Genomic DNA, 25512 nt, shown 5'->3' on the forward strand with positions numbered 1-25512 from the left:
CCTCAGCCGCCCCGCGCGTGCTTCGCCATCGCCCGCGTGAAGTGCCCGGCCACGTCCGTGCCTCCGCCCGCGTCGAAGCCGAGGAACATGGGCGAGCCGTTGAGCTCCAGGAACTTCAGCTCACCGTCCACGCCCCGCTTGAGGTCCAGCCCCGTCCAGCGCAGGCCGAGCACCTCGCACGCCTTCACGCACTGCCGCGCCACCGCGTCCGGGAGCACCACCTGCTCGATGCGCTCCTCGTTCTGCCGGAAGTCCAGCGCGGAGGTGACGATGTGCAGGCTCGCGATGACCTCGCCATCCAGCACGAAGACGCGGATGTCCTCGCCGGGCAGCAGCTCCTGGAAGGTGACGGGAGACGCGGCCAGCGCCGCGAGCCGCGCGTCCGTGAGGTCCTCCGGCAGGAGCTCCTGCGTCGCGGCCCCGCCCATGACGGGCTTGTAGGCCACGCGTCCGCCCGAGGCGAAGCGGCGCACCGCCTCCGGCTCGTTCGTCCACAGCGTGCGAGGCACCGGCAGCCCCGCGGCCCCGAGCGCGCCCAGCTGCACGGGCTTGTGCAGCCCCCAGTCCGCCGAGGGCGGGTTGTACAGCGGCACCCCCAACCGCTCCCACCGGCCCAGCACCCCCAACAGGAACGTGGCCTTCTCGCGGAACACGGTGAGCGTGGTGCGCCAGTCCTCCGCCATCGCCTCCGAGGCGTCGACCCCGTGCGCCAACGGATGCGTGTGCAGCCCGCGCAGGTACGCCGCGGCGGGGCGCCCCAGCTCGCGCCCGTCCACGCGGATGCCAGCCAGGTCCTCGGTCAGCGACATCCGCGTCTCGTCGGGGAACGTCAGCGTGTCCACCACGACGCTCGCCACACCCAGGGCCTCCAGCCTCCGGCCCACCTCCTGGATGTGGATGTCCTCCCGGGAGCCCACCAGTGCCACCACGCCAGTCGTCATGGACGCGAAGCGAAGCAGATGCTCGGTGGGAGCTCCAGGGACGCGCACCGCGTCAATCGCGCGGGCCGCTGTCCGGCGGCTTCGACTCCTCGCCCACCGCCATCGTCGTCATCGGCTTGGGGCCGCCGGGCTTCCCCGTCCCGGGCGGCTTCGGCCTCTCCCCCAGCTCCGTGATGAACAGCTCCCGCCGACGATGAATGGATTTGCGCGTCATGGTGTGTCCTCCACGGACATTCCAATCCCACCCCCCGCCGTCGCACCAGGGGACGGTTTGACTATGAGACAGCTTTTCGTGGAAAGTACGTATTCCACGCATTTTCCGAGGAGTCGGGAATGTCCAGCTTCGTTTCGCGTCGCAGTGGCCGTTTCTCCGTGGTCATCGGTGTCCTGGCGTTGCTGTCCGGCTGTTCGAGCGCTCCGGAGTCCCAGCAGCCCGAGCCCACGCCTCCGGCGGCCGAGGAGCAGCCCGGTCAGCAGGCCATCGAGGGCCGCGGCTGCGGCGTGAACCCGACGCACGAGGAGATGGCGGACATGGAGCGCCGCTTCCAGTCGGAGCGCGCGGTGTCTGCCTTCGCGCGTCCGAACGGCTCGGTGAACATCCCCGTCTACTTCCACGTCATCAACAAGGGCACGGGCGTGGCGAACGGCGACATCACCACGGCCATGATTACCAACCAGATTGCGGTGCTGAACGCCGCGTACGCGAACACGCCGTTCAGGTTCACGCTGACGGCGACGGACCGCACGACGAACAGCACCTGGTACAACCTGGGCTCGGGCTCGTCCGCGGAGCGCGCGATGAAGACGGCGCTGCGCAAGGGCGGCAAGAACGCGCTCAACATCTACTCGGCGAACCTGAGCGGCGGCCTGCTCGGCTGGGCGACGTTCCCCTCCAGCTACGCCAGCAACCCGACGATGGACGGCGTGGTGATTCTGTACTCCAGCGTGCCGGGCGGCAGCGCGTCGCCGTACAACCTGGGTGACACGGGCACGCACGAGGTCGGCCACTGGCTGGGCCTGTACCACACGTTCCAGGGCGGCTGCTCCACCACGAACGACTCCGTCAGCGACACGCCGGCGGAGGCCTCGCCCGCGTACGGCTGCCCCACGGGTCGCAACACCTGCTCCGCCGCGGGCAACGACCCCATCACCAACTTCATGGACTACACGGACGACTCCTGCATGAACACGTTCACCACGGGCCAGGCGGCCCGCATGGACTCGCAGGCGCTGACCTACCGCTGAGCGCGGCCTGCTGAAGTCTCGACGCCGGGGCTCTGCATGGGGCTCCGGCGTCGTCGTTTTCAGTGACATCCTGTCGGCACCTGGGCTCCAATCCGCGCCCATGTCCGCGCTCATGTTGAAGGAAGACCGCTTCCTGGATGTGCTCCGCCGTCTCATCGCCCTGACGCCCCGGTTGCAGAACAACCTGGAGGCGGGGCTGGTGCCCCAGGAGCGGCTGGCCGCGCAGGTGGTGCTGGACACGCTGGCCCCGCACATCGCCAGCGGCTTCATCCACGCGGAGGCCCTCGCGTCCCAGGGCAACGAGTCGCGCGTCAGCCTGGTGCTCACCGTGAAGGGCACGGGCGAGGGCGCGGTGGGCTTCGTGGGCGCGCACTTCGACGTGGTCCCCGCGGACCAGGTCGCCGAGGGCTGGGAGCGCAGCCCCTTCGAGCTGTGGGAGGGCCCGGACGGCGTGCTCTACGGGCGCGGCGTCACCGACTGCCTGGGCCACGTCGCGGTGGCCACGGACCTGCTCGCGCAGCTGGCGGAGGCCAACGTGCGCCCGCGCCGCACGCTCAAGGTGGTGCTCATCGCCAACGAGGAGGCGGGGGATTTGCCCGGCCTGGGCCTGAGCTACGTGGCCGAGCAGGGCCGGCTCAAGGACCTGGTGGGCCAGCCGGTGTACTGGCTGGACAGCGCCAACTTCGGCCCCACCGTGGGCACCGCGGGCAACAGCGTGTGGGAGCTGAAGGTGACGGGCGTGGGCGGCCACTCGGGCATGCCGCAGAACTGCGTGAACGCGCTGGAGCTGGCGATGGCCGCGTCGCTGGAGCTGGGCCGCTGGTTCCACGCGCGCTACCCGCCCAACGAGGACGAGAAGCGCTGGGGCTTCCTCGCGACCTCCAGCCTCAAGGCCACCGTGATGGAGGCGGCCAACACCAAGGAGAACAAGATTCCCGGCGACGTGGTGGTGAAGGGCGACGTCCGCCTGACGCCCTTCCACGACATGGCCGAGGTGCGGCGCGCCACCGAGGACTTCGTGCGGGAGCTGGACGCGCGGCTGGAGCGCGGCGACGTCCCCGCCGGCTGGCCTCGCACGCGCACCGAGGACGGGCGGCGCGGCCGGCTGGCCCTGCGCTTCCAGGGCGGCGGCACCGAGGGCATCGCGTGCCGGCTGGACTCGCCCGGCCTCCAGGCGCTGAAGGACGCGATGAAGGCCGTGCGCGGCGTGGACGCGCAGCCCTTCTCGCTCACCGGCTCGCTGCCCCTGGTGAGGGACCTGCAGCGCCAGGGCTGCGACGTGCAGATAACAGGCTTCGGGGACATGAAGTACTACCACGCGCCGAACGAGCAGGCGCACCTGCAGGACTTCCGGCAGGGGTTCTCCATCCTGTGGGAGCTGCTCGAAAGACTGTGAGTGCGCCCTGGCGGGGCCCACGCTCCCGCCCGTCGTCCCCCGTGCCTATACCGTGACGCCCAACCGCTCGGAGCCCCCGAGCCCCCTGAGGAGTGGTGACGCCGTGAGAGAACTGCTGATGATTCCGGGGCCCGTGGAGTTCGAGGAAGAGGTGCTGCGCGCGCTGGGCGCCCCCTCGCTCAGCCACACGGACCCGGCCTTCATCGTCACCTTCGGCCGGGCGCTGCAGCGGCTGCGCGAGGTGTGCCTCGCCCCTTCCGCGCAGCCCTTCGTCGTCTCCGGCTCCGGCACCCTGGCCATGGAGATGGCCGTGGCCAACCTGGTGGAGCCCGGCGACGCGGCCCTCGTGGTGAACACCGGTTACTTCAGTGACCGGATGGCGAAGATTCTCGAGCGGCACGGCGCGAAGGTGACGCACGTGCGCGCCTCCCCGGGCGACGCGCCCTCGGTGGCGAAGGTGAAGTCCCAACTGGAGCGCGGCGGCTTCAAGGTGATGACCGTCACGCACGTGGATACGTCCACGGGCGTGCTCGCGCCGGTGGAGGGGCTGGTGAAGGCCGCGCGCGCGCTCGGCGTGCTGTCGGTGGTGGACGGCGTCTGCGCCACCGCGGGCGAGGTGTTCCACCAGGACGCGTGGGGCGCGGACGTGTACCTGACGGCGAGCCAGAAGGCGGTGGGCGTGCCGCCCGGCCTCGCGCTCGTCACCGCGAGCCCCCAGGCGATGGCGGCGTGGAAGGGCCGCAAGGCGCCGGTGGCCAGCGTGTACTCGGACTGGGCGGAGTGGCTGCCCATCATGGAGGCGTACGCGGGCGGCAAGCCCTCGTACTTCGCCACGCCGCCCGTCAACCTCGTCAGCGCGCTGGACGTGAGCCTGGGGCAGATTCTGGCCGAGGGCATGGAGGCGCGCTTCGCCCGTCACCAGCGCCTGGCCCGCGCCTTCCGCGCCGCGTGGAGCGCGCTGGGCCTGCGCCTCTTGCCCGTGTCGGAGGCGGTGACGGCGAACACGCTCAGCGCCGTCTACTACCCCGAGGGCGTGGACGCCTCGCTCGTCGGGCGCGTGAAGGCCGAGGGCGTGGTGATTGCCGGCGGGCTCCACCCGGACCTCAAGACGCGCTACTTCCGCGTGGGCCACATGAACCGCGTGGGCCCCGGCGACGTGCTCGTCACCGTGGGCGCCGTGGAGCGCGCCCTGCTCGCCGCCGGTCACCGGGCGGAGGCCGGCGCGGGCCTGCGCGCCGCCGAGTCCGTGCTCGCCGCCCGCTGACCCGGGCGCCGCCCGGGAAGGGCCCTTCCCCGCACCTCCCAGGTCCCCCGCACCCCGGGGGACCTCCAGGCTCGTGGCCTCCGAGACGTCCATGTGCCTGGAATCCGGGCGTTTCGTACGCTGGCGGAACCTGGCCCGGACCCTGGGGCCATCTCGAACCATTCGACAGGGGTAGAAAAATATGGGAGGGTTGGCACCTAGGAAGTGGGGGGAATCCGGCGAACACAGAAAGACCTGAGCAGCGCCGGACGTGTCCCCTGAGCCGAGGCAGTGCGAGCCCCTCGGGGGAGACGACCATGTACGTGAGCATGGATGTGAGCGGTGGTGGCGCGGCGTGGGAGCTGGAGCAGCGTCGGCTGGCCGCGACCGAGGACGACCAGGCGCGCGGGATGTTCTTCCGCGGCGCGCTGCACGTCATCGCGTTCCTGGGCGGAGAGGGCTCCGTCGCGCGGTGCAAGGGCGTGGCGGGCGTGTGGGAGATCAACCCGTTCCAGCTCTACTCGGTGTCGCGCTACCTGCGCATGGTGTCCACGGCGGCGCGGCTGCTGGCGCCCCGGCAGGGCGGCTTCGACGAGGTGCTCGAGCGCATGGGCGCGCAGGCCACGGTGGACTTCCTGGCGTCGCTGTTCGGTCGGGAGCTCCTGGCGGAGTCGGCGGGCAGTCCCCGGCTGCTGCTCGAGTCCCTGGGTGACGCGTACCGCATGGCGGTGAGCTACGGGGAGCGCTACCCGGTGTGGACGGGCGAGCGCAGCGCGCGCTTCATCATGCGCCGCGACTTCATGCCCGCCGCGTACCACGAGGGCGTGCTGCGCGGCGCGCTGGAGGCGGTGGGCGCCCGCGACGTGCGCGTGAGCGGGCGGCAGGTGGCGCTGCTGGACAGCGAGTTCGAGCTGTCCTGGCGGTAGGGATTCTTCGTCAGCCCGCGTCTCCGACGGCGAGGTCGGGCTCCGCGCCCAGCCCCTCGCCGCCGCCCAACTCCTCGGTGGAGGCGACGAAGGGGCGGGGCACCACGCGCGAGGCGTCGAGCGCGGGCGCCATCTCCAGGCGCGATTCGACGAGGGCCGTGAGCACCGCGAAGTGCTGCGCGTGGATGCCCTGGATGGAGGCGAGCACGAAGCGCGTGTTCGGCGTCTGGATGGAGGCGAGCACGCGGGTGAAGGCGATGATGGAGCGGCGCTCCTCGTTGGCCGACAGCTTCAGGACGTTGCCGACGGAGGGCTTGAAGCCCGCGGGCGGCGCGTAGGAGACCGTGTCCTCGCGCACGGGGATGGCGCCCAGGTCCGTCATCGTCCGGGCGAGCAGCGCCGCGTGCGCGGCGTGATGCTGCTGGAAGGCCTGCGCCAGCCCGAGCGCGAGCACGGCCAGCTCCCGCTCCGCCTGGGGGCGCGCCGGGTCATCGCGCGCGGCCACGAGGCGCGAGGTGGCCTGGGCGTAGGCCGCGACGAGCGAGTACTCGGCGGCGAGCAGCGTGTTGAGGGCGCCCACCTCCCGGGCGCGCTCGATGGGGTTCACCTCCTGGTTCGGCCGGTACTCCATGGGGGCATCACAGGCCCCGAGCGCGTGGGCGCCCGTGGCGAGGCCCAGGCATTGGAGGACGCGGCGGCGGGCGAGGCGCGGGTTCGCAATCATGGGGGGCTCCTTCAGCGGGTCACGTCGTAGAAGGGCAGCCCGGTCTCGTCGTCGAGGCCCGCGCCGTCGTCCAGGCTGATGGCCAGCGTGCGCGGAACCCACGCGGCGACGAGGCTCGCGAGCGCGTCCGCGGGCTGGTTCGCGGTGGCCGCGGGCGGGGTGGCGAGGCCGCGCGCGAGCAGGTTCAGCACGACGAAGCGCTGGGAGGCGACCGCGCCGAGGCTCGCGGCGAGCCCCCCGTTGGCGTCGAGCCTCAGGGCGGTCTGCGCCTGGGTGCAGGTGAGCGCGCACGCCTTCTCCAGGTTGGTCAGCAGGTCGAGCGCGTTCTGGAGGCAGGGCGCGAAGTCCTCGGGGAGCCTCGCCGTGCCCGCGCCCACGTCGTCGGTGCCTCGCTGCTGGACGAGCGCGTCCACCAGCCGTTCGGCGTGCTCCGCGTGCTGCTGGCGGAAGCGCGAGAGGAGCGCCTCGAGCAGCCCCCGGAAGGCGAACAGCGCGTCGGTGGCGGGCGCGGCCGCGAGCACGCCGGCCAGGGCGTCATGCGTCGCGACGGCGTCACGCTCGGCGGCGAGCAGCGCGCGCACCACCGGCAGGTCCTCCTTGATGCTTCGCTGGGCGTGGGCGCGCGGGGCGGCCGTGAGCAGGCCCAGCCCCGCGACGGCGGCGTGCCCCAGCGCGGCACGGCGAGAGAGTGCTTCGGTCATGGTGGCCCCCGGCTTCCGTCCGCGCGCGCTGGCGGGCCTCCATGGCCCCCTTCGGTCCTCGCGCGGGCGAGGCAAGGAGATGGGGGCGGGCCCTCTCGCGCGCACGTCGTGAAACACGGGGACGGTGTCTCCGAGACAGAGGATGTCGCACCCTTAGGTCTCGGGGGTGAGGCCCCGTTCGCCCCCGAACGCGTATCGACTCCCAGCACCCGAGAGTCCGCGCGGTCGCTCGTCACCCAGCGCGCTTCACTGCTTCACGAGGAATCCCCAGATGCACACGCTGCCGTTGCCTCGTATTGGCCAATGCTCAACACCGCGCCGACAACACGACACGAGCCTGGGGCGGGGCGCCCGCCTCCCGTCGAGACATGTGACGTATGCGTGGGTGGCGCGAGATAGTCTCGAGGCCGTCGGGTGGTGGGGTCGAGAGAAGGAGGCGAGTGCGTGACTGGGCCGTTGCTGGTGGTGGACGACGACGCGGACCTGCGCGAGGCACTGGAGGAGGTGCTGCGCGACGCGGGCTATTCGGTGACGGGGGCCATCAATGGCAAGCACGCGCTCGACGTCCTCGGGGACATGTCGTCGCTGCCCGTGCTCGTGCTGCTCGACATGATGATGCCCGTGCTGGATGGCGCCGGCTTCGCGCGGGCCATGCGCCAGGTGCCCGCGTGGCGTGACATCCCCGTGCTCGTCTTCTCCGCGTCCGCCAACGCCCGTCAGGTGGCCGAGGAGATTGGCGCGTGTGGACACCTGCGCAAGCCCGTGGACGTGGACACGCTGCTGGACGCCGTGCGCAGGCACCAGGCGGCCTGACGTCCGTCGCCTCCCCGCGCGCAATGTGCGTTTGACGCTTCGCGAGGTGGGCTGGTAAGTGCTCACTTAACAGGCGCGTTGCCGAAGGAGGCCGGATGCATTTCAACCCGCTCACCCTGCTCATCACGCAGCTCATCGTCATCATCGGCGTGTCGAGGTTGATTGGCCGGGGCGCGCGCTGGTTGGGCCAACCGCTGGTCATCGCGGAGGTGGTGGCGGGCATCGTGCTGGGGCCGTCGCTGTTGGGGTGGCTGGCGCCGGACCTGATGGACGCGCTGTTCCCGGCCAGCTCCATGCCCGTGCTCAAGATGTTGAGCCAGGTGGGCCTGGTGCTGTTCATGTTCCTCATCGGACTGGAGCTGGACCCGAAGATGCTCAAGGGCCGGGGCCATGCGTCGGTGGCCATCAGCCACACGAGCATCGTGGTGCCCTTCATCCTGGGCGCGGTGGCGGGCGCGCTGTGGCTCTACAAGTCGCTGTCGGACCCGAGCGTGCCGTTCTCCTCGTTCGTGCTCTTCATGGGCGTGGCGATGAGCATCACGGCCTTCCCGGTGCTCGCGCGCATCCTCGCCGAGCGCGGGCTGCTGCAGTCGCGCATCGGCGCCATCGCGATTACGTGCGCCGCGGTGGATGACGTCACGGCGTGGTGCCTGCTGGCCTTCGTGGTGTCCATCGTCCGCGCGGCGAGCCTGGCGGAGGCGGCGCTCACCACGGCGTTCGCGGTGGGCTACATCGCGTTCATGCTGCTGGCGGTGCGGCCGTTCCTCGCCCGGCTGGGCGCGCGCGTGGCCAGCCGCGAGGGCCTGACGCAGAACGTGGTGGCGGGCACGCTGCTGTTGCTGCTCGCGAGCGCGCTCGCCACGGAGCTCATCGGCATCCACGCGCTCTTCGGCGCGTTCCTCTTCGGCGCCGTCATCCCCAAGGAGGGGGGGCTGGCCGAGGCGCTGGTGGAGAAGCTGGAGGACACGGCGGTGGTGCTGCTCCTGCCCCTGTTCTTCGCCTTCAGCGGCCTGCGCACGCAGATTGGCCTGCTCAACACGCCGGAGGCCTGGATGACCTGCGGGGTCATCATCCTGCTGGCCTGTCTGGGCAAGTTCGGCGGCAGCGCGGTGGCGGCGCGGCTGACGGGCATGCGCTGGCGCGAGGCGGGCGCCGTCGGCATCCTGATGAACACGCGCGGGTTGATGGAGCTCATCGTCCTCAACCTGGGCCTGGACCTGGGCGTCATCTCGCCCACGCTCTTCACCATGATGGTCATCATGGCGCTGGTGACCACGTTCATGACCACGCCGCTGCTGCGCCTCATCTACCCGCTGGAGGAGATGGCGCGCGACAAGCTGGAGCTGGCGCCGGTCATGGCCCCGGGCCTGACGCCCTACACGATGCTGATGTGCGTCTCCCATCAGCAGGCCGGGCCGGGCATGGCCACGCTGGCCAAGGCGCTCTCCGGCACGGAGGCCACGCAACTGCACGCCCTGCACCTGGTGCACCCGGAGCGCGTGTCCCTGCGCGAGGCCGAGCCGCGCGCAGGTGTGTCCGAGGAGTCCGCCGAGGGCGAGGGCGCGCTGGCGCCGCTGCTCGGCCGGGCGCGGAGCCTGGGGCTGTCGGTGCGGCCGCTGTCGTTCGTGTCCACGGAGCCCGCGCAGGACATCCGCCGCACGGCCGAGGCCCGGCGCGCGGACCTGGTGCTGCTGGGCTGGCACAAGCCGCTGTTCAGCCAGACGGTGCTGGGCGGCACGGTGCACGAGGTGATGAAGGACGCGGCCGGCGGCACGGTGGCGGTGCTGGTGGACCGGGGCCTGTCCGACGTGAAGCGGGTGCTGGTGCCCTTCATCGGCAGCCGGCATGACCGCGCGGCGCTGAAGCTGGCGCGGCGGCTGATGAAGCAGGCGGGCGCGGACGTCACCGTGCTGCACGTGACGTCCCACGAGAACACCCACGCGCGCGCGCAGGTGGAGGAGCTGTTCCCCGCGGCGGAGGGCTCGGCCGTGCGGCTGAAGGTGGTGCGGCACGAGTCCCCGGAGGACGCGGTGCTCGAGGAGATCCGCCAGGGAGGCTACGACCTGCTGGTGGTGGGCATGGGCGCGCAGTGGGGCCTGGAGGACCGCGTCTTCGGGCTGCACCGCGAGCGCATCATCCGGGACGCGCCGGGCTCGCTGCTCGTGGTGCACGAGTCGGAGCCGGTGACCCAGGCCGTCGCCGCCGCGGACCCGGTCTCCCCTCGGACGGCGGCCTCGAGGAGCTGAGCACACCACCATGCACCTGGGGGCGACGCTGCGACTGTTGCGGGTGGACGCGGGCCTGTCCCTGAGGGACCTGGCAAGGCGCATCGGTGTGTCGAGCGCGTACCTCAGCCGGGTGGAGAACGGCGTGGACGCGCCGCCCACGGTGGAGCGGCTCACGGCGATTGCCCGGGAGCTGGACGTGCCTCCCAGCCTGTTGATGGATGTGGCGAACCGGGTCAGCCCCTACGTGTCCGAGTACCTGGAGGACGTGCCGGGCTCCGGGACGCTCTTCCTGGAGCTGGCGCGGCGTCGGCTGTCGGGGGCGCAGCTGGCCCGGGTGCGCGACTTCCTGGACGCGGAGTTCCCCGTGCGCAGGGGGCCCTCGGACGCGCCGGTGCCGGCGCTGGCGCCGCTCCTGGCGCCCGAGCGGATGGTGCTCCAGCTGTCCTGCGAGGGCTGGGAGGACGTGCTGGACGTGGTGGCGGGGCGGCTGGCGGTGGAGCTGCCCGGCGTGGACGCGCCGCGCCTGGCGGAGAGCCTGCGCCGGCGCGACATCACGTCCTCGTGCGCGGTGGGCGGCGAGGTGGCCGTGCCCCACGTCTTCGTGCCGGGCGCATCCCCCGTGGCGGCCCTGGTGACGCTGGCCAAGGGGCTGGCGGTGGACACGCCCGACGGCCGTCCGCTGCGGCTGGTGGTGGCGGCGGTGGACGGGGAGCTGGGGCGCGTGCGGCTGGTGCGCATGGCGCACGTGGCCCGGCTCGCCGCGCGAGGGCTGTCCGCGCGGCTCGGCGAGGCGCGCCAGCCCTCGCAGGTGTTCGCCATCCTGGAGGAGCTGGAGGCGCTGCGCTGAGGCTTTCTCCTCAAGCGACGCGCGCCCAGTTCACCCAGTCCCCCAGCTCGCGGTAGCCGAGCTTGCGGTACACGCTCCGGCCCTGCTCGGTGGCCTGGAGCACGGAGGCGGCGAGGCCCCGGGCGCGGGCCCCGGAGAGCAGGCCCTTCATCACCTCCGCGGCCAGCCCCCGGCCCCGCGCCTCCGGCAGCGTGACGACCATGTACACGCCCGCGGTGTCGTCCACGTCCAGGCTGAAGCCGCACGCCAGCGCGCGGCCCTGCTCGCGCGCGACCAGCGTGTGCACGGGCAGCCGGGGCGGCTGGTTCCACACGCAGAGGATGTCGTCCCACTTGCCCCAGACGCGGACGTTGAGCGCCACCATCTCCTCCTGGGATTCGGTCTCCACGAGGGGGAAGGTGGGGCGCTCGTCCGGGATGTCCGCCAGCGCCAGCCCCATGGCGGGCAGCCGGTTGTCGGGGCGATAGCCGTGCGCGCCCAGCAGCCTGGCCCCTTCGTCCTGGCCGGGCAGCACCGCCACGCGCCAGGCGGGGATGCCCTGGCGCCGGTAGAAGTCCTCCAGCGCGGGCAGTCCCTCGGCGAGCGCCTGGGTCGTCCGGAAGCAGGCCTGCTGGAAGTGGGACTCGGCGGGATGGGTCGGCAGGCTGAAGGCATCCAGGCCCGGGGCGCCGAAGTGGCGCAGCATGCCCCGCTCCCGTTGCAGGTGCTTGAAGGCGATGACGTTGGTGAGGAGGCGGTCGTTCAGTTCGGCATCGGTCATGGGACGCCCCCAGCCTAGGGTGCCCGCGCCGGGCGGCGAACATCGCACCGCGCAAAAGCGCGCACCCGTCCTCCAGGACGGGTAGGGTGCGCCCGCACTCATGACGAGCCAGCGCTTCTACGCCTTCGACCCTCGCGTCCCCCGTATCGCGCTCTTCCTGGGCGCCTGCGTGCTGGCGGTATTGACGGCCTGGGCCCTGGCCAACGCCCAGGACGGCGGCGGCGTGCAGGAGCTGGCTCGCGCCGGGGTGAGCGCGGGGCTGATGCTCGCCTTCCTCGTGGCCCTCCACCGGCTGCGCCCGCGCACCGGCTGGGGCGTCACCCTGGACGCGCGCGGCGTGCGCGTGGCCCGCCCCTTCAGCGCCAGCGAGCTGGATTTGCACTGGGGCCAGATTGATTCGGTGCGCCGGCTCGGTCGGCGGGGGAACGTGCTCGGTCTGTTCCTCAAGGAAGAGGGACGGGTGCTCGTCACCCGGCATCTCTTCGCCCGCAAAGCTGTTTTCGAGGAGTTGATCTCCGCGCTGGAGGAGCGCCTGCCGCCGCCGCGGTTCGACGCCTGAACCCCCGCTCCCGGGGCGCCGCCGCCCGAGGGGGCGGCCAAGCGATTTTCACGAATATTTACGCAGCTTTGCGCGGGCTCGTTACTCTTGTTCAGTGTGCCTCTAAATGGTAGGCACAGGCCTTCTGCAAGGCTCCTTTTCCCAAGGACAGCATCACATGGAAAAGACCCCCGCTACTGGCGCCGAGGTCGCTTTGCCGCCCGTGGAGTATGGGACCGATAGCATCACCAAGCTCGAGGGCCTGGAGGCCGTTCGCAAGCGCCCTGGCATGTACATCGGCGACACGATGACCTACGGGCTCCACAAGCTCGTGTACGAGGTCGTCGACAACGCCGTGGACGAGGCGCTCGCGGGCCACTGCACGGACATCGAGGTCGTCATCCACGTGGACGGCTCGCTGAGCGTCCAGGACAACGGGCGCGGCATCCCCGTGGGTCCTCACCCCGACCCCAAGTTCAAGGGCAAGGACACGCTGGAGGTCGTCCTCACGGAACTGCACGCCGGCAGCAAGTTCGGCAACGGGGCCTACAAGGTCTCCGGCGGACTGCACGGCGTGGGCGTCACGTGCGTGAACTTCCTCTCGGAGTGGTTCAAGGTCCGCGTCCAGCGCGCCGGCAAGGTGTTCGAGCAGGCCTACTCCCGAGGCGTCTCGCAGGGGGCGCCGCAGGAGGTGGGCACCACCGACAAGCGCGGCACGCTCATCGCGTTCAAGCCGGACAGCACCGTGATGGAGACGGTGGACTTCAACTTCGAGACGCTCAGCCAGCGGCTGCGTGAGCTGGCGTTCCTCAACGCGGGGCTGCACATCAGCATCCGCGACGAGCGCACGAACAAGGAGCACGACTTCAAGTTCGACGGAGGCATCTCCTCGTTCGTGGAGTTCCTCAACAAGTCGAAGCAGGTGCTGCACGACAAGCCCATCTCCTTCCAGGTGGAGAAGGACGGCGTGTCGCTCGAGCTGGCCATGCAGTGGAACGACGGCTACGACGAGCGCATCTACACCTTCGCCAACAACATCAACACCCACGAGGGTGGCAGCCACCTGTCCGGCTTCAAGGCCGCGCTGACGCGCACGCTCAACAGCTACGCGGAGAAGGGTGGCCTCTGGAAGGACCTGAAGGAGGCGCCCGCGGGCGAGGACGCGCGCGAGGGCCTGTCCGCGGTCATCTCCGTGAAGCTGCCCAACCCCCAGTTCGAGGGGCAGACGAAGACGAAGCTGGGCAACAGCGAGGTGAAGGGCCTGGTCGAGCAGATGGTGAACGACCAGCTCGCCACCTTCCTGGAAGAGACGCCCATGGTGGGCAAGAAGATCGTCGCCAAGATTGGCGATGCGTGCCGGGCGCGCATCGCGGCGCGCAAGGCGCGTGAGACGGTGCGCCGCAAGGGCGTGCTGGACGGCGGCGGCCTCCCCGGGAAGCTGGCGGACTGCCAGAGCCGCGACCCGCACGAGAGCGAGCTGTACATCGTCGAGGGTGACTCCGCAGGTGGCTCCGCGAAGCAGGGACGGGACAGGCGCAACCAGGCCATCCTCCCGTTGCGCGGCAAGATTCTGAACGTGGAGAAGGCGCGCTTCGAGAAGATGCTGACGAGCGCCGAAATCGTCACGCTCATCACGGCGCTGGGCACGGGCATCGGGCCGGAGGACTACAACCCGGAGAAGTCGCGCTACCACCGCATCATCCTGATGACGGACGCCGACGTGGACGGCAGCCACATCCGCACGCTGCTGCTGACGTTCTTCTTCCGGCAGATGCCGGAGCTCCTGCAGAAGGGCTACCTCTACATCGCGCAGCCGCCGCTCTACAAAGTCACGCGCAACAAGAAGGACAAGTACGTCAAGGACCAGCGCGCGCTGGACGAGTACCTGCTGGGCATCGCCACGGAGCACGGGCGGGTGCTGACGCCCTCGGGCGAGGTGGGTGGGGCGGACCTGAAGGCGCTGCTCGAGAAGGTGATTACGTACGAGGAGCGGCTGGAGAAGCAGGCGAAGCGGCGCGACGCGCGGGTGGTGGACGCGGTGGTGCAGGGCGCGCGGCTGACGTCGGAGGTGCTGGGCGACGAGGCGGCGCTGGCGGCGGCGGTGAAGGGCGCGTACGCGGAGTTCGAGCGGCGCATGCCGGACGTGCTGGGCCGGGTGTCGCACGAGGTGGAGACGGACACGGAGAACGGGACGAAGAAGCTGGTGTTCCGCACGGACGTGAACGGCGCGATGCGGCCGACGGTGTTCGACCACGCGTTCCTGTCGTCGCCGGAGTACGTGGAGCTGGTGGCCCTGCGGGATGCGTTCAAGTCCCTGGGGGACGCGCCGTACAAGGTGAAGGTGGATGCCGGGACGGTGACGGCGTACTCGGTGCAGGAGGTCCACGCGGCGCTGCGCAAGGACGCGCAGAAGGGCCTGGGCCTGCAGCGCTACAAGGGTCTGGGCGAGATGAACCCGGAGCAGCTCTGGGACACGACGATGAATCCGCTCACGCGCACGCTGCTGCAGGTGCGGGTGGAGGACGCGGTGGAGAGCGACGAAATCTTCTCGCTGCTGATGGGCGAGGCGGTGGAGCCGCGGCGCGAGTTCATCGAGCGCAACGCGCTGGACGTGCAGAACCTCGACATCTGAGGCGCCGTCTCCCGGCCTGAGGCCGGGGATGCGCGGACTCATGGGGCGCGGTGCCGGAAGCAGGCGCCGCGCCCCGTGTCGTTTCAGGGGCCTGGGGTGGAGTATGCCGAGGCCTCAGCGCCCGCCACCGCCCGCGCCACCCCCGGGACCACCGCCCCGAGGTGGCTTGCCACCGAACCCTCCGTCACGGGGCCCGAGCGGACGCGCGGGCAGGGTGATGGCCTCGCCATCGAGCGTGGCCTGTCCGCACTCGGGTCCGAACACCAGCGTGTTCGTGGTGCCCTCCGCATCCGTCCGCACCTGCGTGCCAGCGAGCGGCCACGCGCAGACGGACGGCGGCACCCGGACGATGCCGGTGAGCGTCACCGAGGACGCGCTGCCATCCGCGAGCGTCGCGGTGAGCGTGCCGTTGCTGGTGCGCGTGGGCGTGTCCGCCTCCGCGTCGAAGTGCTCCTCCAGCGAGCCCGTGAGGTGCAGGCTGTCGAGCACCGTCCCTGCCGCGTCGAGGTGCGTGCGCGTCGTGTCGACGGTGACAGCGCGGCTGAGCGTCTGGCGAGCGCCGGGCACTCGCACCGAAGTGGAGGCGATGCTGCCCGCCATCTTCGCGCTCCGCCCATCCTCCAGGGTGTGGGTGATGTCGTGCGTGGACTGCTGCTCGAAGCGCAGCGGCGAGTCCTCACCGCACGCCTCGACCGGGGCGATGGCCGTCACCACCTCCACCGTGCCCGAGGAGACCACACCCGTGGCCTCACCGCGCTCGGAGTCCTCGGGCCGGGGGCCGCCACCCGGCGCGGGCGGCCGCTCCCATCCACAACCTCCGCCACGGGGCCCACGGGCGCGCGCCTGGCAGTCTGTCCAGGACAGATGGAGCTCGGAGGGGAAGCGCTGTCCGCAGACCTCCACCTCGGCGGTCTCCGGCTCGGCGTCGCACTGGAAGCCCTCGTGCTCCCAGCGACGCACCTCGAGCGGCAACCCCTCCAGGAACCGGGAGCCGAGAGGCACGTCCGCGGACTGCGCCTCGTTGATGGCTCCCGCGACGGCGACCACGGCTTGCTGCTCGGTGGTGTCCTGCGTCTTCTGGGCGCCACAGCCCGCGCCAACCAGCGCGGCCGCCAACATGCCTGCCTTGAGCTTCATGGTGTCTCCCCGCAACACACGTCGAAGCGCGCGCCGGCCCCGCGCACGAGAACCAAGGTAGGGGACAAACCTTGCGCGGTTCTTAAGCCCCGGTTGACGCGGTGGCCCCACCCGGGGGACGCAAGGGGGCATGTACATCCCCCGCCACTTCGAGGAACGGGACGCGGAGCGTCTCATGTCGCTGATGACGCGGCACGCCTTCGCCGTGCTGGTGACGATGGACCAGGACGGCGCGCCCTTCGCCACGCACCTGCCGTTCCTCGTCGAGCGGGACGCGGCGGGCGCGCTGCGACTGCTCGCGCACATGGCGTTGCCGAATCCGCAGTGGCGCACGTTCCCCGCCGAGCGCGACGCGCTGGTCATCTTCCAGGGGCCCCACGCCTACGTGTCACCCACCTGGTACACGACGGGCTCCCAGGTGCCCACGTGGAACTACGCCACGGTGCACGCGTACGGCAGGCCCAGCGTCATCGAGTCTCGCGACGAGGTGCTGCGCATCCTGCGAGACACGGCGGCGCGCTACGAGGCCGGCAACGCTCCCCCGTGGACGATGGAGCAGTCCCAGGAGTACGTGAACCGGCTGCTCGGCGGCATCGTCGCGTTCGAGCTCCGGGTGACGCGGCTGGAGGGCAAGTTCAAGCTCAGCCAGAACAAGGGCGAGGCGGACCGCAAGGCCGTCATCTCGGCGCTGGAGCACAGCCCGTTCCCGGGGGACGGCGAGCTGGCGGCGCTGATGCGCTCACGCGAGGAGCCTGGATAGACTCGTGGGCCCGGTGCCCTCCTCGGCTCCGCGCCCACGTGCCTTTCCCGTCTTGTCGAGCCGGGCCACGAGTGCGACACGGGCCCCGATAGCCCTTACGGCGGGAAGCTGTCAGCTCGCCTCGCGCCCCGTCTGAATGCGGGGTGCGACAGGGACAGGTTAGGCACCCCGCCCAGTTCCGGGAACGCATGTCGCCGAGCCCCCGATGAACGGCTCCGGCTCATGCTCGCCGACCGGGAGGCGCATGGAGGGCTCGCCCCGTCGCCTGCTACCCCAGAGCGGAGGGGGCAGGTCGACCCAGCACCTGGGCACGTGAGCGAGCGAAGCCGGGGCCCGCGTGTCTGTCGTCCGCGTCCACCGCCTCTCCGCGCGGCCGACCTCCCTGGATGGCGGCGCCACGAGGAGGACGCCGCTCGCGAGAAGCGTCCGTTCCGACTGGGCCTGACTACCGCTCCGAGCGGCGCGAGCCCTTGAGCGCGGCGGCGCGCTCCTTGCGCGTCATCGCCGTGGCATCGACGATGTCCACCTCGAGCGCGCCCTGGTTGTCCTCGCGCTTCACGTCCGGGAAGAAGCAGCGCAGGTCCTCGGTGTCGGTGATCTGGTAGCGCTTGCCCGTCTCGAGGATGCGATGCGTGGCGCGCACCGAGGCCGGCTCCGTGCCCCGCTCGACGCACAGCATCTGCTGGATGCGTCCATTCGCCCCGGGGCGCACCTCCGCGAAGTCGTCGCGCACCGTGAACAGGTACGTCGCGCGCGGATTCAGGCCGCGCAGCACCACCTGGTGCTCGGGCTTGAGCTGCAGGGCGTGCTCCTTCGCGTCGAACGTGAGCGAGCGCGGAGGCACATACGCGGACTGCCGGAGGTTCACGCGCACCGTGCCGCTGTTGTCCTCCGGCCCGTTGTCATCCACCGCGAACACATGCAGCTTGCGAGCGTTCTTGATGGTCCGCGTGGACGCGCTCAACAATCCGAAGCTCGAGTCCGCCGGGCCCTCGCCCTCGATGAAGTACACCAGCGTCCCCGACGCGGTCCCCCGACCCTCGGCCAGCGACGCGCTGCCCTGTGTCCACACCGAGTAGGACAGCGAGGGGTTCAGGTCGATGGAGGCCGTCGAGTACTCGGGGATGGGCGCCGCGTTGTACTGGGGCCGCAGCACCAACAGCCGCGTGGGGTAGTCCACCTCATGAAGTGCCCGCTGCGACGCGGTCATCTTCTCGACCGCGGCCTGCTGCTGCTCGGCGGGCCTGCCCTCCGCCGCCACGGCCACCGTGCCCGCGTCGTCCGTCGCCGCGCCGCCGCCATCCTGCTCGGCCCCGACGAGGGACACGACGTCGTCATCCGCCTTGTCGTCCACGGGCGCCACCGCGACGGGCGCGGGCTCCGGAGGCTTGAGCGCCTCCAGCTCCGCGTTCATCGGCTCCAGCAACACCGACGTCGGGGTGAAGCGGCGGATCCACGTCGAATACCCGGGCATCGTGAGCGCCAGGGTGTTGGCCTCGCCCACGCGCACGCCGTCCAGCGTCACGGGCGTCTTGCCCGGCACGTCCTTGCCGTTGAGGTTCACGCTGGCGCCCGCGGGCGTGGACGTGATTCGCAGCGTGGTGGTGTGGACCGCCACCGCCTCCGGGGGCGGGTCGGACTTGATGACGAAGTGGTAGAAGAGCGCGACGAACAGCAGGACGATGGCGGACCCGAACATGTAGAGGGTCATCGTCCGCATGTCCTTCTGCCGCTTCGCCCCGCGCTCGGCCTCCTCGCGGGCCAGCTTCTCGCGAGCCTCGTCCGCCGCGGTGCGGAACCCCGTCCCCGTATACGTGCGCGCCGAACCCGAGGGCTGCGGCGCCACCGCCTGCGCGGTGACGACGGGAATTTCCACCGGCGTGTCCCGGGGGTCGTCGCCCATCGCGGCCACGGCGGCGGGGACCACCGTGGGCACGTACGTCTTGAGGATGTCGATGCCCGCGTCCGTGGCGGGCTCGTCCGGAAGCTCCGGGACGGGCGGACCGGGGCGCTCGTAGGAGCCGGACTTGCGGCCCGGGCCGGTGGTCTCCGCGCGCGGGATGCCGGTGTTCGTCGCACGGCGTCCGCCCGCGCTCGACACCTTGCGCATGTCGGGGTTGCTGCCCGGCGCGGAGCGTCGCGCGCCGTCACTCGGGGGCCGCGCGCCTCCCTCGCTGCCGGGCCTGGAGCGCATGCCGGGGCTCGAGGGCCGCGACACGCTCCCCGACGACAGGGGCCGGGCCCGGCCCTGCGACGGCTCCACGATGCCCGCCTGCCACAGCGCGACCTGCTCCTTGAAGGCGGGCGTCACCTCCGCCTTGCGCCCCTCCGCCATCAGCTCCTCGGCGAAGAGGTACGCCATGAGCTGCGACAGCATCGTCGGCGTGAAGCGCGGGTTGTCGCGGTAGAGCAGCTCCACCAGCGACTCGCTCAGCTCCTTCGCCGTCTGGTAGCGCGCCTCCCGGTCGATGGCCATCGCGTTGCCGATGACCGTCTCCAAATCAGGGCTCACCGTCGGGTTGTTCGCCGACGGCGGCAGACAGTCGCCCGTGAGGATGCGCGGCAGGACGGTGACGAACTCGCCCTCGTAGGGGCGCTTGCCGCACACCATCTCGTAGAGCACCACGCCCGCCGCGTACACGTCCGTGCGGGCGTCCAGGTCCTGCCGGCCCTGTGCCTGCTCCGGGGAGAAGTACGGGTACTTGCCCTTGAGCGTGCCCGGAGACGTCTTCGCCTCCACGGCGCTGGTGGCCTTGGCGATGCCGAAGTCGATGACCTTGACCTCGCCCTCGTAGGAGATGAGGACGTTGTCAGGCGAGACGTCCCGGTGCACCAGGCCCATCTCCACGCCGTCCTCGCCCACGTGGCGGTGCGCGTAGTCCAGGCCGTCACACAGCTTGCTGGCCACATGCAGCGCGAGCGGCTCCGGGAAGAACCCCATGCCCGCGCGCTGCGCGCGGCGCAGCACCTTGGACAAGGGCTGGCCCTGCACCAGCTCCATGGCGATGAAGTACTGGCCGCCCACCTCGCCGAAGTCGAAGACCTGCGCGATGTTGCTGTGGCTCATGCTGGCCACCAGCCGCGCCTCGCCGATGAACATCTCGACGAAGTCCGCCTCGTCCACGAAGTGGGGGAGGATCTGCTTGATGACGCAAGGCTTCGTGACGCCCGCGGCCCCCGTCATCCGGGCGCGGTAGGTGACGGCCATGCCGCCCGCGGCAATCTTCGAAAGAAGGACGTACTTGCCGAACTGCTGAGGGGGGGATTCCGCCACGTTTACAAGGCCAGGTCAGGTCGTCGTGAAACACCAAGCATACTCTTGTTCCATTGAAAGTCCCGGAACGGGCTCCAGTCGCATGCGAACGCGTCACCAGGGTGTTCCGTGCCTCGGGGCCTGGTGGAAAACCGAGACCTGAGTCATCCCTCACCTCGCCCGGGTGGCCTGTCGCGGGGGGGGACAGCTCTCGGACTGAGGGGGCTGGGGGTCTCAGAATGATTCGTCGCGGTCGGGGGATAATCCGGGGTCCGGGGGATTGTGGCGAAGAGTCGCCGTGATTCCGGAGGGTTGTGGGAGCCGCGCCCGAGACTGTCGGGTCGCTTCACATTTCTTCACGGACGTGTCCGGCGCGCGCGGGGGAAGGGCGGTTATGTAGGCCGGCACGGCCGCGCGGGCCGGTGGTGGAGGGCGGTCGGCCTTCTTCCGGAGAAACGAGGCGACGCCGATGTTGTCCGAGCTGTCCTCCCGCTCGAGGCCCCTTGCCCTGGTGGTGATGGGCGCATTGCTCGCGTTGCCGATGCGTGGGCGGGCGCAGGAGCTGGAGGCGGTGAGACCCTCCGCGTTCGATCTGCTCGCCCGGAGTCCGGAGCTGGGCGGGTCGGACATCCCGAGGGACCTGCCAGGTCGCGTCACGGTGGGGCCCGCGATGCGGCCGGGGGTGGAGCCTCCCGAGGCGCAGACGTCCTCCCCGGACGAGCACCTCGAAGGCGAGTCGGACTTCCCGCTCAGGGTCTTGACCGACAGGGACCTGGAGAGCGGATCCCCGGTGGCGCCGAGCGAGGGCGCGTTGACGCTGATGCCCGCGCCGTCGACGGCCGAGCCGCGCGAGTTCAAGGTGCTGCCCGCGGTGGTGTCGGTGGTGCCGGGGCTCTTGTTCCACGGGTTGGCGCCGGCGGTGGCGGGGGATGGGCACACGGCGAAGCGGCTGTTCGCGTTGGAGGGCACGGGGCTGGGGCTCATCGCGTTGGGCGGCGTGCCCATCGCGCTCACGGGTGCGTCGCGGAAGACCATCGCGCCGCTGTACGCGGTGACGCTGGCGGGCTTCAGCGTGTTCGGCATCTCGGCGCTCGCGAACCTGTACTCGGTGGCGTCGCCGGCGTTCGACCCGGGGGTGCCTCCGCCGTCGTTGCCGCCGCTGGAACTGGAGATGGGCTACCAGTACGTGAGCGACACGTCGTTCGACTACGACCACTTCGTGTCGTTGGGCGCGGTGGCGCGCTTCGACGAGGTGCAGCTCCGGGCCACCGCGAGGCTGGCGCCGGACGAGGGCAACACGCAGGTGCGGGTGGGCGGGGCGTATCGGTTGCTCGGGGTGTCGGAGCGCAGGCTCGAAGGCTCGGACGGGTCCTCGCTGGACGCGGAGCTGGTGGGGTTGTTCCACCGCTTCCCCACGGAGGGCTTCGCCGTCATCGGCGGAGACGTGGGGCTGCGAGGCCGCTACGCGATGGCGCGGGTGAGCCCGTCCCTGGCGGGCTCGTTCGCCGAGGTGAGCCTGGGCATGTCGATGCAGGGCTACACGTACTTCGGCCCGGTGGACGACGGGAACCTGCACACGCAGCTGCTCTTCACCTTTGGCTACGGCGTGTGGCTGGGGCGCGGAGGCGGGCCGTTCAGGGGCGAGGCGATGCTGTACTACGACCATCGCAAGGATGACTTCGCGGGCGGAGTGCGCTCGTTGGGCGGCGGCGTGGTGGGCAACTTCGGTCTGCGCGGGCGCGTGCTGCTGACGGACGCGTGGGGCGTGGCCGCGGAGGCGCAGGCGGGTGGAGCGCTCGTCGGACGCCTGTCGCTCATCTACGCGTTCGGAGGTGACCTGTGATGCACGAGCGCATGTGTACCGACTCCGCGTCGGGACGTCGTGAGCGGACGCGGGAGAGGACCGAAGTGGCGAGGCGTCGGTCTCTCATGTCCGCGCTGACGCTGCATGGGAGTCGCGCCGCGAAGCAGGGCGCGAGGACGCGTGGTGTCGGCGTGTCGGGTCAGGGAGGAGCGCAGTGATGCGGCTCGGAAGCGTGGGCGCGGTGTCGGCGCTGTTGCTGGCGGGGTGTCTGCGTCCGGCGGAGAACCGCGCGATGCGCGACCTGAAGGTCGGGCAGGCGGAGGGCGGTGGACTCTCGCTCGTGGTGGAGGACGGGCTCGCGGCGGTGCGCGGCGTGGAGTCCGGAGGCGTGACGTTGTGGGGCAACGCCCCGGTCTTCACCGCGCGCGCCACGCTGGACGCGAGCGCGACGACGAACTGGCTCATCACGGTCCGCAACGCGATGCCGGACGCGCGGCTCGTCGCGGAGCTGGAGGACGGCGAACTGCTCGCGGTGGAGCCCGTGCCCCATTCGATTCGCACGGTGAAGACCTGGCGCGTGCAACTGCGCGCGGGCGCGGTGGCGAAGCTGCACGTCGCGCCGCCGGGCTGGGACTCCGCGGAGCCGTTCCGCTTCGCGGCGCTGGCGGACGTACAGGAGGCGCTGCCTCGCGTGGGAGACATCTACGCGCGCCTGTCGAAGGACCCCACGCTGCGCTTCATCCTCTTCTCCGGAGACCTGACCGAGAACGGCACGCGCGAGCAGCTGCTGGAGTTCCAGGAGCGCCTGGAGGCGGGCTCGCCCATCCCGCTGTACGCGACGCTCGGCAACCACGAGACCTTCTCGAAGGACGCGGAGGAGTACACGGCGCTCGTGGGCCGGGGCAACCAGAGCTTCGTCTTCCAGGGTGTGCGCTTCACCGTGGTGGACTCGAGCAATGGCACGCTGGACCCCATCGTGGAGGAGCAGCTCGACGGGTGGCTCGCGTCGTCGCGACACGGCACGCACGTGGTGTCGATGCACGTGCCGCCCCAGGACCCGGTGGGCCTGCGCGGAGGCGGCTTCGCGAACCGCGGCGAGTCCGCGAGCCTGGTCGGCAAGCTCGCGCGCGAGGGCGTGGACCTCACGCTCTATGGCCACATCCACTCGTACTACTCGTTCACCAACGCGGGCATCCCGGCCTTCATCTCCGGAGGCGGCGGCGCGATTCCCGAGACCTTCGATGGGGTGGGCCGTCACTACCTCGCGGTGGACGTCGGCGCGAACGAGGGGCTGCGCGAGGCGGCCCTGGTGCGCGTGGACTGACACCGGAACGTCGGCACTGAACGAAGCGTCAGCCGGCGGTGTGTGGGAGGAAACGCGCGCGGGGCCGACAATCCGGCCTCGCAGCGTACCCTCTTGATCTGACACTGAACACGTGAGCAGATGGCGGCCCTACCGCGAGGAGCCAGGAGGCCCGCCATGTTCGATTCGAACGAGAACGACCCCATTTCCCCGGCGCTGCGTGCGCTGCTCGAGCTGTTCACCACGGAGCTGGCGGAGGTGCGCTTCCCGGACATGAGCGGGGACGTGCTGGACGACGCCGCCGCGCAGGTGCGAGCGAAGGCGGAGGCGGTGGCCCAGGCGCAGGCGGCGCTGGAGGCGGCGCGCCAGGGGCTGCAGGAGAGCCAGGACGCGCTGCTGCAGAAGGGCCAGCGCGCGCTGGCCTACGCGCGGGTGTTCTCCGAGGAGAACCCGGAGCTGGCCACGAAGCTGGACGCCATCCACCTGCCGCGTCCGGTGCGCAAGGGGCCGAAGTCGGAGGGCGCCACCTCGGAGCCGGTGGCCGCGGCGAACGGCAACGAGGAGAACGCGCCGAAGCGCCGGGGCCGCCCCCCCAAGGCGCGTCCCGCGCAGGGCGCGTCCCTCTTCTCCGAGGGCGCCACCGCCGAGTCCCTGGCCATCGCCCACGAGGGCAACGGCGTGCTGCCCTCCGCGTAGCGCGAGGGAAGTCGCGTCACACGGAGGAGGGCAGCACCCACTGCCTTGAAAAACCGCGGCCCGGACGCGAGGCCTTCCCGGAGCCCCCCTCCGGAAGAGACCCGCGCCGGGCCACGAGACCGCCCGACCTCCGCGCTCAACGCACGGACGCCGGGCGGGTACACCCGAGACGACTCAGTTCTGCGGGAACGCCGTCCAGCCAGCCATCCAGTTGGTCGTACCGAACGCGCCCACGAAGCGAGCGCTGGTGTCGAAGCCCGCGCCCGGCGTGGCCGCGTTGTCCGGGTTGAGCAGCGGCGAGCCCGTCTTCGGCAGGAAGTTCGGCGCCGTCAGGTTCGTCGCGTCCGTCAGCTGCGGGTCCTGCACCTTCACGCCGTTGGCGGCGACCAGGATCTTCTCCGCCTCGTTGAAGCGGCTCACGTCCGGGTCCACCGTCACGCCGCCCTCCACCTTCGGGTTCGGCGCGAACGGGATGGTGTCCGTCAGGTTCGCGTTGTCCCAGAAGAAGGTGTTGCGGATGGACAGCCGCGAGTCCCCCGTCTCGTTGAACAGCGCCGCGGAGGCCTCGCCGTCCACGTCCACCGCCTGGTCCTTGAAGTACGCGACCACCGCGTTGCGCAGGCGGATGCCGGCGCCGGTGTTGAACACCAGGCCCTCCTGCGAGGGGTTGCCACCCGGGTCCGCGTTGGAGCCGATGAACGTCGCGTTCCAGATCTCCGGCGCGCTGATGGGCTCCTGCGTCGGCGTCGTCTTGTGGCTGGACGCCTCGATGCCGCGGTCGCCCACGCGCGGGCTCTGCTGCACCACCAGGAACTGCACCTTGCCCGTGTAGCCCAGGTCGTAGTCCAGCGCGTCGTCGTCCGCCTGCGTGATGACGATGTGCTTGAGGGGCGCGGTGCCGCCGAACATCTCGATGCCGTCGTCCAGGCCCAGGTGGACCTGCACGTAGTCGATGTCCGTCGCGGAGCCGCAGCCGCCCACGGTGAGGCCGTTGAGCTCGTTGTTCGGCGCCAGCTCGAAGCCGGCGAACTCGATGCGCGCGTACTTCAGCGTGCCGCAGCTGTGCGCGTCGTCCTGGCCGCCGTACTTCGTCTGCTCGTTGCCGCTGGTGGCGAAGAAGCCCTCGACGGTGGTCTCGCCGCCGGAGACGTTCAGCCGCGCCTTGCCCAGCAGCACCACGCCGCCCCAGTCGCCCGCCTCGCGCTGTCCTTCCGCCTTGGAGGACGTGAAGACGATGGGCTTGTCCGCCGTGCCCACCGCGTTGATGCGCGCGTTGCGGGTGATGATGAGCGCGCTGCCCGTCTCACCCTTCACCGTGGCGCCCGCCTCGATGGTGAGCGTGCCGCTGTTGACGAAGACGTACTTCTTCAGCACGTAGGTGTTGCCCGCCTTCCAGGTCGTGTCCGCGGTGATGTCCTGGGAGACCTCCACCGTCTCCGGGTTGGTGGGCTCCGGGTTGGTGGGAGGCGGGTCCTTCTTGTCGTCGTCGCCGCAGCCGGCGGCACCAACCACCAGGCTGGACATGATGAAGAGGGAGGCGAACAAGCGCTTCATGACGAGACTTC

General features: G+C 70.9%; 21 protein-coding genes. 13 read left to right on the top strand and 8 right to left on the bottom strand.

Annotated elements, in window-relative coordinates; all coding sequences use genetic code 11:
- Positions 1-2: 2 nt before the first annotated feature.
- Together K8625_RS44120 and K8625_RS06160 are read right to left on the bottom strand one after the other, a co-directional pair.
- On the bottom strand, positions 3-941 hold the full coding sequence (locus K8625_RS44120; RefSeq protein WP_305070867.1) for a RimK family alpha-L-glutamate ligase: 939 nt from the start codon (positions 939-941) through the stop codon (positions 3-5).
- 52 nt (positions 942-993) lie between these two features.
- Positions 994-1155, bottom strand: coding sequence for a hypothetical protein (locus tag K8625_RS06160; protein ID WP_223751870.1), 162 nt, complete (start codon positions 1153-1155; stop codon positions 994-996).
- A gap of 119 nt (positions 1156-1274) precedes the next feature.
- Here K8625_RS06160 and K8625_RS06165 point away from each other — a divergent pair, with 119 nt between their 5' ends.
- From K8625_RS06165 to K8625_RS06180, 4 genes are all read left to right on the top strand, one after another.
- Complete coding sequence (locus tag K8625_RS06165; protein ID WP_223782137.1) at positions 1275-2186, top strand: zinc metalloprotease; 912 nt, start codon at positions 1275-1277, stop codon at positions 2184-2186.
- A gap of 100 nt (positions 2187-2286) precedes the next feature.
- On the top strand, positions 2287-3582 hold the full coding sequence (locus tag K8625_RS06170) for a M20/M25/M40 family metallo-hydrolase (protein WP_223751868.1): 1296 nt from the start codon (positions 2287-2289) through the stop codon (positions 3580-3582).
- Between the two features lie 103 nt (positions 3583-3685).
- The gene (locus tag K8625_RS06175) at positions 3686-4846 is read left to right on the top strand and encodes an alanine--glyoxylate aminotransferase family protein (RefSeq protein ID WP_223782138.1); all 1161 of its coding nucleotides are present in this window, start codon (positions 3686-3688) and stop codon (positions 4844-4846) included.
- Positions 4847-5142: 296 nt separating this feature from the next.
- The gene (locus K8625_RS06180; RefSeq protein ID WP_223751866.1) at positions 5143-5751 is read left to right on the top strand and encodes a TIGR02265 family protein; all 609 of its coding nucleotides are present in this window, start codon (positions 5143-5145) and stop codon (positions 5749-5751) included.
- 10 nt (positions 5752-5761) lie between these two features.
- Here K8625_RS06180 and K8625_RS06185 read toward each other — a convergent pair whose 3' ends face one another.
- Positions 5762-6475, bottom strand: coding sequence for a ferritin-like domain-containing protein (locus tag K8625_RS06185; protein ID WP_223782139.1), 714 nt, complete (start codon positions 6473-6475; stop codon positions 5762-5764).
- 11 nt (positions 6476-6486) lie between these two features.
- On the bottom strand, positions 6487-7176 hold the full coding sequence (locus K8625_RS06190) for a hypothetical protein (protein WP_223782140.1): 690 nt from the start codon (positions 7174-7176) through the stop codon (positions 6487-6489).
- 444 nt (positions 7177-7620) lie between these two features.
- On the opposite strand from K8625_RS06190, the gene K8625_RS06195 reads away from it, so the two are divergent.
- The 3 genes from K8625_RS06195 to K8625_RS06205 all read left to right on the top strand — a co-directional run bounded on the left by K8625_RS06195 (position 7621) and on the right by K8625_RS06205 (position 11064).
- Positions 7621-7989, top strand: coding sequence for a response regulator (locus K8625_RS06195; RefSeq protein WP_141324131.1), 369 nt, complete (start codon positions 7621-7623; stop codon positions 7987-7989).
- A gap of 95 nt (positions 7990-8084) precedes the next feature.
- Positions 8085-10235 (top strand): cation:proton antiporter, encoded by a 2151-nt coding sequence (locus K8625_RS06200; protein WP_223782141.1) that lies wholly within the window; start codon positions 8085-8087, stop codon positions 10233-10235.
- 10 nt (positions 10236-10245) lie between these two features.
- Entirely contained in the window at positions 10246-11064 is an 819-nt protein-coding gene (locus tag K8625_RS06205) for a helix-turn-helix domain-containing protein (RefSeq protein ID WP_223751862.1), read from the top strand.
- Positions 11065-11074: 10 nt separating this feature from the next.
- Here K8625_RS06205 and K8625_RS06210 read toward each other — a convergent pair whose 3' ends face one another.
- Positions 11075-11824, bottom strand: a complete 750-nt coding sequence (locus tag K8625_RS06210; protein ID WP_223782142.1) for a GNAT family N-acetyltransferase — start codon at positions 11822-11824, stop codon at positions 11075-11077.
- A gap of 100 nt (positions 11825-11924) precedes the next feature.
- Here K8625_RS06210 and K8625_RS06215 point away from each other — a divergent pair, with 100 nt between their 5' ends.
- The gene (locus K8625_RS06215) at positions 11925-12383 is read left to right on the top strand and encodes a hypothetical protein (RefSeq protein ID WP_223782143.1); all 459 of its coding nucleotides are present in this window, start codon (positions 11925-11927) and stop codon (positions 12381-12383) included.
- Positions 12384-12540: 157 nt separating this feature from the next.
- Positions 12541-14994, top strand: a complete 2454-nt coding sequence (gene gyrB, locus K8625_RS06220) for a DNA topoisomerase (ATP-hydrolyzing) subunit B (RefSeq protein WP_223782144.1) — start codon at positions 12541-12543, stop codon at positions 14992-14994.
- 114 nt (positions 14995-15108) lie between these two features.
- On the opposite strand, the gene K8625_RS06225 is transcribed toward gyrB, so the two are convergent.
- The gene (locus K8625_RS06225; RefSeq protein ID WP_223782145.1) at positions 15109-16131 is read right to left on the bottom strand and encodes a hypothetical protein; all 1023 of its coding nucleotides are present in this window, start codon (positions 16129-16131) and stop codon (positions 15109-15111) included.
- 130 nt (positions 16132-16261) lie between these two features.
- On the opposite strand from K8625_RS06225, the gene K8625_RS06230 reads away from it, so the two are divergent.
- The gene (locus K8625_RS06230; RefSeq protein ID WP_223782146.1) at positions 16262-16891 is read left to right on the top strand and encodes an FMN-binding negative transcriptional regulator; all 630 of its coding nucleotides are present in this window, start codon (positions 16262-16264) and stop codon (positions 16889-16891) included.
- A 445-nt stretch (positions 16892-17336) separates the two neighbouring features.
- Here K8625_RS06230 and K8625_RS06235 read toward each other — a convergent pair whose 3' ends face one another.
- Positions 17337-20165, bottom strand: coding sequence for a serine/threonine-protein kinase (locus K8625_RS06235; protein WP_223782147.1), 2829 nt, complete (start codon positions 20163-20165; stop codon positions 17337-17339).
- A 448-nt stretch (positions 20166-20613) separates the two neighbouring features.
- Here K8625_RS06235 and K8625_RS06240 point away from each other — a divergent pair, with 448 nt between their 5' ends.
- The 3 genes from K8625_RS06240 to K8625_RS06250 all read left to right on the top strand — a co-directional run bounded on the left by K8625_RS06240 (position 20614) and on the right by K8625_RS06250 (position 23947).
- Complete coding sequence (locus K8625_RS06240) at positions 20614-21987, top strand: hypothetical protein (RefSeq protein ID WP_223782148.1); 1374 nt, start codon at positions 20614-20616, stop codon at positions 21985-21987.
- A gap of 178 nt (positions 21988-22165) precedes the next feature.
- Positions 22166-23272: a metallophosphoesterase gene (locus K8625_RS06245; RefSeq protein WP_223782149.1), complete on the top strand. Its 1107-nt coding sequence runs from the start codon at positions 22166-22168 to the stop codon at positions 23270-23272.
- 156 nt (positions 23273-23428) lie between these two features.
- On the top strand, positions 23429-23947 hold the full coding sequence (locus K8625_RS06250; protein WP_223751853.1) for a hypothetical protein: 519 nt from the start codon (positions 23429-23431) through the stop codon (positions 23945-23947).
- A gap of 174 nt (positions 23948-24121) precedes the next feature.
- Here K8625_RS06250 and K8625_RS06255 read toward each other — a convergent pair whose 3' ends face one another.
- Positions 24122-25501, bottom strand: a complete 1380-nt coding sequence (locus K8625_RS06255; protein WP_223782150.1) for a hypothetical protein — start codon at positions 25499-25501, stop codon at positions 24122-24124.
- Positions 25502-25512: the final 11 nt, after the last annotated feature.

Origin of the sequence: Myxococcus sp. AS-1-15, assembly GCF_020037055.1 — a bacterium.
GTDB classification, from domain to species: Bacteria; Myxococcota; Myxococcia; order Myxococcales; family Myxococcaceae; genus Myxococcus; species Myxococcus fulvus.

Bases quoted from the DNA above. Each gene is read 5' to 3' on its own strand.
- K8625_RS44120 (WP_305070867.1), bottom strand. From the start codon at position 941: ATGACGACTGGCGTGGTGGCACTGGTGGGCTCCCGGGAGGACATCCAC.
- K8625_RS06160 (WP_223751870.1), bottom strand. From the start codon at position 1,155: ATGACGCGCAAATCCATTCATCGTCGGCGGGAGCTGTTCATCACGGAG.
- K8625_RS06165 (WP_223782137.1), top strand. From the start codon at position 1,275: ATGTCCAGCTTCGTTTCGCGTCGCAGTGGCCGTTTCTCCGTGGTCATC.
- K8625_RS06170 (WP_223751868.1), top strand. From the start codon at position 2,287: ATGTCCGCGCTCATGTTGAAGGAAGACCGCTTCCTGGATGTGCTCCGC.
- K8625_RS06180 (WP_223751866.1), top strand. From the start codon at position 5,143: ATGTACGTGAGCATGGATGTGAGCGGTGGTGGCGCGGCGTGGGAGCTG.
- K8625_RS06185 (WP_223782139.1), bottom strand. From the start codon at position 6,475: ATGATTGCGAACCCGCGCCTCGCCCGCCGCCGCGTCCTCCAATGCCTG.
- K8625_RS06190 (WP_223782140.1), bottom strand. From the start codon at position 7,176: ATGACCGAAGCACTCTCTCGCCGTGCCGCGCTGGGGCACGCCGCCGTC.
- K8625_RS06200 (WP_223782141.1), top strand. From the start codon at position 8,085: ATGCATTTCAACCCGCTCACCCTGCTCATCACGCAGCTCATCGTCATC.
- K8625_RS06205 (WP_223751862.1), top strand. From the start codon at position 10,246: ATGCACCTGGGGGCGACGCTGCGACTGTTGCGGGTGGACGCGGGCCTG.
- K8625_RS06210 (WP_223782142.1), bottom strand. From the start codon at position 11,824: ATGACCGATGCCGAACTGAACGACCGCCTCCTCACCAACGTCATCGCC.
- K8625_RS06215 (WP_223782143.1), top strand. From the start codon at position 11,925: ATGACGAGCCAGCGCTTCTACGCCTTCGACCCTCGCGTCCCCCGTATC.
- gyrB (WP_223782144.1), top strand. From the start codon at position 12,541: ATGGAAAAGACCCCCGCTACTGGCGCCGAGGTCGCTTTGCCGCCCGTG.
- K8625_RS06225 (WP_223782145.1), bottom strand. From the start codon at position 16,131: ATGAAGCTCAAGGCAGGCATGTTGGCGGCCGCGCTGGTTGGCGCGGGC.
- K8625_RS06230 (WP_223782146.1), top strand. From the start codon at position 16,262: ATGTACATCCCCCGCCACTTCGAGGAACGGGACGCGGAGCGTCTCATG.
- K8625_RS06240 (WP_223782148.1), top strand. From the start codon at position 20,614: ATGTTGTCCGAGCTGTCCTCCCGCTCGAGGCCCCTTGCCCTGGTGGTG.
- K8625_RS06245 (WP_223782149.1), top strand. From the start codon at position 22,166: ATGCGGCTCGGAAGCGTGGGCGCGGTGTCGGCGCTGTTGCTGGCGGGG.
- K8625_RS06250 (WP_223751853.1), top strand. From the start codon at position 23,429: ATGTTCGATTCGAACGAGAACGACCCCATTTCCCCGGCGCTGCGTGCG.
- K8625_RS06255 (WP_223782150.1), bottom strand. From the start codon at position 25,501: ATGAAGCGCTTGTTCGCCTCCCTCTTCATCATGTCCAGCCTGGTGGTT.